2 protein-coding genes and 1 pseudogene are annotated in these 2,164 nt (G+C 76.1%); 2 read left to right on the top strand and 1 reads right to left on the bottom strand.

Annotation, left to right across the window (positions count from 1 at the left end; all coding sequences use genetic code 11):
* Positions 1–124: pseudogene (locus tag G5C51_RS41645) on the bottom strand (acyl-CoA dehydrogenase); the annotation flags it as partial.
* 78 nt (positions 125–202) lie between these two features.
* On the opposite strand from G5C51_RS41645, the gene G5C51_RS41640 reads away from it, so the two are divergent.
* Positions 203–595: an ABC transporter ATP-binding protein gene (locus tag G5C51_RS41640; protein ID WP_165246085.1), complete on the top strand. Its 393-nt coding sequence runs from the start codon at positions 203–205 to the stop codon at positions 593–595.
* Between the two features lie 55 nt (positions 596–650).
* Positions 651–2,150 carry a hypothetical protein gene (locus G5C51_RS44385; RefSeq protein ID WP_165246087.1) on the top strand — a complete coding sequence of 500 codons (1,500 nt, stop codon included), beginning with the start codon at positions 651–653 and terminating at the stop codon, positions 2,148–2,150.
* Positions 2,151–2,164 lie beyond the last annotated feature (14 nt).

Raw genomic sequence — 2,164 nt, 5'->3', positions numbered from 1 at the left:
CGGAGGCGTCCTGCGGGGTGAGGGTGCCGCGCTGCAGCGCGTCGACCATCTGCCAGTTCATCACCTTCATCGCCTCGAGCCTGGTGTGCGTACGGGCGATCAGCGCCCGCACCCAGCCCAGGTCGGCAAGGGCGATGAGGTCGGCGGGTCCTGCGACGGCGAGGAATGGGGAGTCCGTGTCGGGCTCGGTGTCGGTGGCGCGGTGCCGGGCGTGCGGGCGGCGGCGCGGGCTGCGCGGGCGGAGTCGTTCATCGTGCGGCTGCCGGAGGGGTACGGGACGGCCTGTGCCGCGCTTCCGCTGTCCGGGGGCGAGCGTCAACGCCTGGGCCTGGCCCGCGCCTTCGCCCGCTCCCGGGCCCGGCTGCTGATCCTCGACGACTCGCTCTCCAGCCTGGACACGGTGACGGAGGCGGAGATCCGCGAGGCCCTGCGCACGGCACCGGGCGCCGCCACGCGCCTGGTCACCACGCACCGAGTGGAGACCGCCGCGGCAGCGGACACGGTGGTGTGGCTGGACGAGGGGCAGGTGCGAGGCGTGGGCACGCATGCCGCGTTGCGGCGACTCGACGGCTACCGGGAGGTGTTCGGCGAGTGAGCGTGCGGGAGCCCGGCGGCGCGACAGGAGCGCGAACTCACAGGAGGAGGATGCCGTGACCCGGCCGCCGACTCCGCCCCCGACCCCGCTGCTCCCGCAGGGACTCCGCTTCCTGAACCGCCGCCGCCGCGTGCTGCTCCGCCTCGCCGGCTGGTCGCTGCTGGAGGGCGGACAGACCTTCCTCTTCGGATACGCGCTCGCGCGGGCGCTCGACGACGGATTCCTGGCGCAACGACCCGGCACCGGGCTGGCGTGGCTGGCGGCGGCCGCGGTCGCCGCCGTGGTCGGGGCGTACGGGACCGGCCGGGCCTATCGCGCCGTAGCCGGGCTGGTGGAGCCGCTGCGGGACGCCTTGGTGCGGCGGGTCGTCGGCCGGGCGCTCGGGACCGCCGACACCGGCGCGGTGTCACGACTGACGCACCAGGTGGAGATCGCGCGGGACACCTTCGCCGGGGTGGTGACGGTGGCCAGGTCCTTCGTCTTCGTGGCGGCCGGCGCCCTGGTCGGGCTGGCGTCGCTGGCACCGGTGCTGCTGCTGGTCGTCGTACCACCGCTGGCCGCGGGCCTCACGCTGTTCCTTGCGACGCTGCGACCGCTGGCCCGCCGGCAGGAGAAGTTCCTGGCGGCGGACGAGCGGGTGGCCGCGGAACTCGGCGCGCTCGTGGACGGCTTGCGCGACATCACGGCGGCGGGCGCGGAGACCTGGGCAGAACGCGATGCCGCGGAGGGAATCGCGGCAGAGACCCGGGCGGCGGTGGCAGTCGCCCGCTGGGGCATGCTGCGCGTACTGGCACTGGCGCTGGCCGGCTGGCTCCCCCTGCTCCTGCTCCTCCTGACGGCCCCCTGGCTCCTCACCCACGGCGCCACCCCGGGCGCACTGGCAGGCGCCATCGGCTACGTAACGCAGTCCCTGTTTCCAGCACTTACCGCATTGCTGCAAGGCTTCGGCGCAGCAGGCGCCAGGCTGGCAGTAGTGCTACGCCGCCTAACGGCGGGAACCCACCCGCACGCGGGCGACGCGGACGCCGCTGGCGCGGCTTGGGGCGAGGACGCGGACGTGGCCCGTGCCCCGGGTGAGGAGGCCGCAGTGCCCCGCGGCGGGGACGCCGGCATGCCTGGCGCGGGCGTGGCCCCAGCCCGTGGCGGAGAGGCCGCCGGTAGGCCCGGCGCGGATGCCGCTGGCGCGACTTGGGGCGAGGACGCGACTGCGCTGGAGGGCGACGCTGTCCGCGCGCCCGGCGGGGAGGCCGCATCACCCCCTGGCGGAGAGGCCGCCGATACGCCCGGCGGCGAGACCGCCCCAACTCCAGGCGGGGACGCCGCCCGTCCTCCCGGCGGGGAGGCCGCATCACCCCCTGGCGGCGAGGCCGCCGATACGCCCGGGGGCGAGACCGGCCCAACTCCAGGCGGGGACGCCGCCCGTTCTCCCGGCCCGGGCGTCGCCCCGCCCCCCGCCGGAGGCGTCGCCCGCACCCCTGTCGCGGGCGGTGCCTCCAAGCCCCTCACACGCGCGCGATCCGCGCCGCAGGACGCGCCACGCGCCTGTCTCTTATAGACATCTCCGAGCCC

Origin of the sequence: Streptomyces coryli (genome assembly GCF_011044975.1) — a bacterium.
Taxonomy (GTDB): Bacteria; Actinomycetota; Actinomycetes; order Streptomycetales; family Streptomycetaceae; genus Streptomyces; species Streptomyces coryli.
This window is presented reverse-complemented; position numbering and strand designations above follow the sequence as displayed.